A 5,839-nucleotide genomic window follows, 5' to 3' on the forward strand; every position below is an offset into this window, starting at 1 on the left:
ATAAAACGATTATTGTTGACGTTTGTTTGTTCAGTTTTCAAAGAGCAATTTGTTTGTTGCTATCAGAAGCAACTTTTATATCATACCAACCTTTGATGAATAAGTCAATTACTTTTTCAATATAATTTTCTTTTTTCACTATATATCAAATTGATTAACAGATTTCGTAAGGCTGTTTTCATATAATAACACCTGTTTAATATTTCGTCAACAAAAAACGAATAAAATTATATATTCCAAAATATCTTTGTTATTAAATCCTTTCCTCCTAGCTCTATGCTTCACCAAAATTATTATTGCAATAAAGTTAAGTACCGGATCAACTAAGTCCTCACCCTTAAACTAAATCTCATATTTCCACTCTTAACTCAGGGAAATCTTACATGTCATTATGCGATTTAATAACATCACAATTATAAAATAGAAAAAACTCGATCAAGAGATCGAGTTTCTTCTATATAATTACTTAGTAATCGTTACTACTTCTTCTTCTTTAAGCTCTACATTACCAAGTTTATTAATTTGTACTGATTCACCCTCAGCTAGGTTTGTAAATACAACAGGTGTAATAGTAGATGTTGCATTTTCTTTAATATAGTCAAGATTCACTTTCAATAAAGGTTGTCCTTGTTTTACTTGATCATTTTCTGAAACAAGTGTTTCAAAGCCTTCTCCTTTTAATTTAACTGTATCAATACCAAAGTGAATCAAAATTTCACGCCCATTGTCTGCAAGAATTCCAATGGCATGTTTTGTTGGGAATAAGTTTACAATTTTCCCGTTAACTGGTGAAACAACTGTTCCTTCTGAAGGAATAATCGCAAAGCCATCCCCCATCATTTTACCTGCAAATACAGCATCAGGCACTTCTGTAATAGCCACCAATTCCCCTTTGATAGGAGCAACGAAAGAATCTTCACCTGTCACATTACCTTGTAACGCACTTGGATTTACATCTTCAATTTGCTCTCTCACTTCTTTATCCATAGATGGCTGAGCAGTTGGACGTGGTCTTTTTCCACTAATAATATCTTTCATTTGACCTTTAATTGTTTCGGAACGAGGACCGAATATTGCTTGAATATTATTTCCAACTTCTAGTACTCCAGCGGCACCTAGTTTTTTCAGACGATCTTTATCAACAGATTTAATATCATTAACAGATACACGAAGACGAGTAATACATGCATCTAAATGGGCAATATTTTCTTGTCCACCCATTGCTTCTAATACATCATATGGAAGATCGCTAGTTGTTCCTGTTGCACTACTTTCTATTTCGTCTGATTCATCTTCTCTACCTGGTGTTTTCAGATTGAACTTACGTATTGCAAAACGGAAACCAAAATAGTAAATGACAGCGAAAACTAAACCTACAGGGATAATAATCCATGCATTTGTTTGTGGATTAATTAAACCGAATAACACATAGTCGATTAATCCACCTGAGAATGTCATACCAACTTTTACATTTAATAATTGCATTGTCATAAAAGAAAGACCTGCAAAAACAGCGTGAATACCAAACAATACTGGTGCTACGAATAGGAATGAGAATTCCAACGGCTCTGTAATACCTGTTAAGAAAGAAGTTAATGCAGCAGATGCCATTAAACCACCAACGATTACTTTTTTCTCAGGACGTGCCTCATGATAAATAGCAAGAGCTGCAGCAGGTAATCCAAACATCATGAATGGGAATTTCCCAGTCATAAATGTACCCGCAGTTAAATTTTGAACACCATCTTTAATTTGGTTCATAAAGATAGCTTGGTCCCCTTTAACAATTGTTCCAGCATTCGTAGTATAACTACCAAATTCAAACCAGAAAGGAGAGTAGAAAATATGATGTAATCCAAAAGGAATCAATGATCTTTCAATTAAACCAAAAATAAACGCCGATAATGTTAAATTAGCACCCAACATGTTTTCTGAGAAAACATTTAGACCATGTTGGATTGGTGGCCAAATAATAATCATGATTAAACCTAAAATAACTGCACTTGCAGCTGTCGCAATCGGAACGAAGCGTTTCCCTGCAAAGAATCCTAAATAAGATGGTAATTCAATTTCAAAGAAACGATTATACATCGAGGCTGCGATAATACCAACAATGATACCACCGAAAACACCCGTTTGAAGCGTAGGAATCCCTAAAACTGCTGCATATTCTGTACTTCCTACTAAATCTTTAGCGTCAATTCCTAGAACTGTACCCATAGTAACGTTCATAATAAGGAATCCGATAATAGCAGCTAAACCAGCAACACCTTCACCGCCAGCTAAACCTACGGCAACCCCAACAGCAAACAATAAGGAAAGGTTACCAAAAATGATATTTCCTGCATCCTCCATAACGGACGCCACCATTTCCACTCCACTATTACTTAAAAACGGTGCAATATCAAGAAGCGTCGGATTTTGTAATGCGTTACCAAACGCAAGTAAGATTCCCGCAGCCGGAAGAATGGCAACTGGTAGCATAAGTGCTTTACCAACTTTTTGTAAAACACCAAAAATCTTTTTAAACATTTCGTTTTCCTCCTAAAGTATTTTTTCGGCTCAAAAAAGCGTTCTCAATCAAGAGTAAAAAAACAAAAAAGGCATGAGTGTAGATGGATTGAAATAAACTCTAAGGTTAGGTTACCCTAAAACATTTAAATCAATCATCTTTTTCACTCATGCCTGATCGTATCAGTAACACGTTTTATAAGATAATAACTATTTGATTTTTTTTTGAAGTCTTTGTAGATGCATCGTCAGATATACTGCTTCTGCTTCAAAGACCGGCTTTTTAAGTGCTTGTTGCATCACTTTTATGAGCTTCCATGCAAGATTATAGCATAGTGGATACTCACTCTTCAATAGCAAAGTTATTTTTTCTGGCTCTTCTACTTTCTCTCCAGTATTAACCCGTTCAATCGTAAAACGCAAATGTCTAACAAGACGCATATAATCGATACTATCTTTATCAATTTTTGTCTCTAATTGTTCTTCTATTAAATTCACAAGATGTGTAACAAGCTGTGAATGTTGATTGACCTCTGACAAACTTTTGTTCATCATTGCACTATGAATATGCAAAGCGATGAAACCGATTTCACCCACTGGTAATTGAAGACCTGTTTGTTCTCCGATTAATTTCACGACCTCTTCAGCGATTGAGTACTCAAACGGGTACAATGCCTTTGTTTCAATCAGAAAAGGATTATTCAATACTAGCCCGTTTGTAACACGGGATGCAGCGAAGATAATATGATCCGTTAATGCTATATGGATATGCTCGTTCAGCTTCGTATTTGTCTTGTTTTTAATCAATTCTATGGATGAAACAATTACATCCAACAACTCATTATCCACTTGAGGAAGAAGCTTCAAATAATTGCTTTGCTCCTTCTCATCCTTCAAGACAAACAATTTCTCCACTACACTTACATCAATATAATCGCCGCTTTTCTGATTAAAGCCTATTCCTTTCCCTATAAGCACTACTTCTCCATAGGATGGATGGTCTCCAATGAGCACATTATTATTCAGCGCTTTCTTTATTAGTAAATTAGGCATAATTATTTCCCCACTTCAACAGACTTCTCAGTAACTCAATGTTATTAAAGTCTTAATTGGAAGTCAACGAAAAAATGAGAAAAAGGATATCCAAATGGACATCCCTTTCCCTCTAAAAAAATCCCCTACAATAACAATAGCTTTTTTCGTCATAAAGACTTAATAAACCACTCATTCTCCTACTATTGCAAGAAGACAAAATACAATGCAAAGATAACAAAGAATACGTACATAATTGGATTGATTTCTTTGATACGACCTTTAACAATCATTACAATTGGATAGAAAATAAATCCTACCGCAATACCTGTAGCAATACTGTATGTCAAAGGCATCGCAACGATAGTAAGAAATGCCGGTACAGCCACTTCAAACTTAGTCCATTCGATTTTCCCAAGGGATGATACCATCAAAATACCAACTACCACTAAAGCTGGTGTTGTAACTGCTGATGTTACTACTTCCAATAATGGGAAGAAGAACAAGGATAGCAGGAAGAACCCTGCTGTTACCACTGCTGCAAATCCAGTACGTGCACCAGCAGCAACACCTGCTGAAGACTCAACATAAGAAGTAGTAGTAGATGTACCAAAAATAGAACCTACCATAGATGCTATAGAATCTGCAAATAACGCTTTTCCTGCTCTAGGCAATTTGTTGTCTTTCATTAATCCAGCTTGGTTAGCAACGGCAACCAATGTACCAGCATTATCAAAGAAATCAACAAATAAGAAAGTTAAAACAACAATTAACATACTTTGTGTATAAAAACCTGGATCACCAAGCGCTGAAAATAATGCGCCAAACGTTGGCTCCATGCTTGGAACTGTAGAAACTACTTTCGAAGGAGTATCAATTACACCAAAAATCATTCCGACAACTGCTGTGATGATCATTCCATAAAATACGCCACCATGAATCCCTCTAACCATTAAAATAACCGTAACGAAAATACCAAAGATAGCTAGCAATGTACTCGAATTGCTCAAATCGCCAATATGCACAAGCGTTGCTGGGTTATCAACAATAATTTTGGAATTTTGCAATCCGATAAACGTAATAAATAAACCAATACCTGCGCCAATCGCAAGCTTTAATTCAACTGGAATAGCATTGATTAATTTCTCACGAAGACCAGAAATTGTTAGCAATAAGAAAAACACACTTGAAATGAATACAGCTGCTAAAGCATATTCCCAAGGTTGTCCTTGTGTTAAAATTACTGTATAAGCAAAATATGCATTTAAACCTAAACCTGGTGCTAATGCGATTGGATAGTTAGCAAAAATCCCCATAATAAGAGAACCTACTGCTGCAGCAAGTGCTGTCGCTACAAACACCGCTCCATAATCCATTCGTAACGCATCTGGAAGATCAGCAACATCCCCTAATGTTAAGGTAAATGGATTTACTGCTAAAATATAAGCCATCGCAAGGAATGTAGTGAAACCACCTATAAACTCTTTGCGGTAATTTGTGCCTAGTTCTTCAAATTTGAAAAACTTCTTCATCGATCTTTCCCCTCTCATTAATGCTTTAATAATCACTAAAACAAAAAAACACTCCTACGATTAAGGAGCGTTGACTAAGGGTCTGTGCCATATAAATAGGGAAGCTTTCTCTATAAAATATAAATGAATCCTAATTTATCCCTATATACACACTTACCTCGTAGTCAAGCTATTTACGGTAGCTCGGTAGAAACTTTCGGGCCGTATTCCCCGATATTATACGAGTAAAATCTTTCTCAGTTGTAAATCTAGTTTAACAGCTTGAGGAATGCTCGTCAATATAAAAAACGAACAATTATATCAAAACACACATAATTGTTCGTTTTTCTATCAAAAATCCCCTTTTATTACTCCCACTCAATCGTTGCTGGCGGCTTACTAGTAATGTCATACACCACACGGTTAATATAAGCTACTTCATTTACGATTCTTGTGGAAATCACTTCTAGGACATCCCAAGGCAGTCTTGCCCAGTCAGAAGTCATTCCATCAATAGAAGTAACCGCGCGAATTCCAATTGTATAGTCATACGTACGTGCATCACCCATTACCCCTACACTTCGGATATCCGGCAGAACTGTAAAATATTGCCATACATCTCGTTCTAAACCAGCATTTTTAATTTCTTCACGTAAAATAGCATCTGATTCACGAACTATTTCTAGTTTTTCCTCTGAAATGGCACCTAATACACGAATTCCTAAACCAGGACCAGGGAATGGCTGTCTCCAAACAATTTCGTCAGCAATTCCTAGTTCTGTCCC

At 36.0% G+C, this 5,839-nt stretch carries 4 protein-coding genes and 1 riboswitch; all 4 genes read right to left on the bottom strand.

Going from position 1 to position 5,839, the window contains the following annotated elements:
* Positions 1–462 precede the first annotated feature (462 nt).
* Positions 463–2,532 (bottom strand): glucose-specific PTS transporter subunit IIBC, encoded by a 2,070-nt coding sequence (gene ptsG, locus RTL21_RS17170; RefSeq protein WP_312097562.1) that lies wholly within the window; start codon positions 2,530–2,532, stop codon positions 463–465.
* Between the two features lie 189 nt (positions 2,533–2,721).
* Positions 2,722–3,564 (bottom strand): glucose PTS transporter transcription antiterminator GlcT, encoded by an 843-nt coding sequence (gene glcT / locus RTL21_RS17175; protein ID WP_312097563.1) that lies wholly within the window; start codon positions 3,562–3,564, stop codon positions 2,722–2,724.
* Positions 3,565–3,746: 182 nt separating this feature from the next.
* The gene (locus RTL21_RS17180) at positions 3,747–5,075 is read right to left on the bottom strand and encodes an NCS2 family permease (RefSeq protein ID WP_312097564.1); all 1,329 of its coding nucleotides are present in this window, start codon (positions 5,073–5,075) and stop codon (positions 3,747–3,749) included.
* A gap of 141 nt (positions 5,076–5,216) precedes the next feature.
* A riboswitch (purine riboswitch) is annotated at positions 5,217–5,319 on the bottom strand.
* Positions 5,320–5,422: 103 nt separating this feature from the next.
* Positions 5,423–5,839, bottom strand: a 417-nt coding sequence (locus RTL21_RS17185) for a GMP synthase (glutamine-hydrolyzing) (RefSeq protein WP_483870169.1), incomplete at its 5' end; no start/stop codon positions are given.

The organism is Niallia sp., assembly GCF_031978665.1.
GTDB lineage: Bacteria > Bacillota > Bacilli > Bacillales > Cytobacillaceae > Niallia.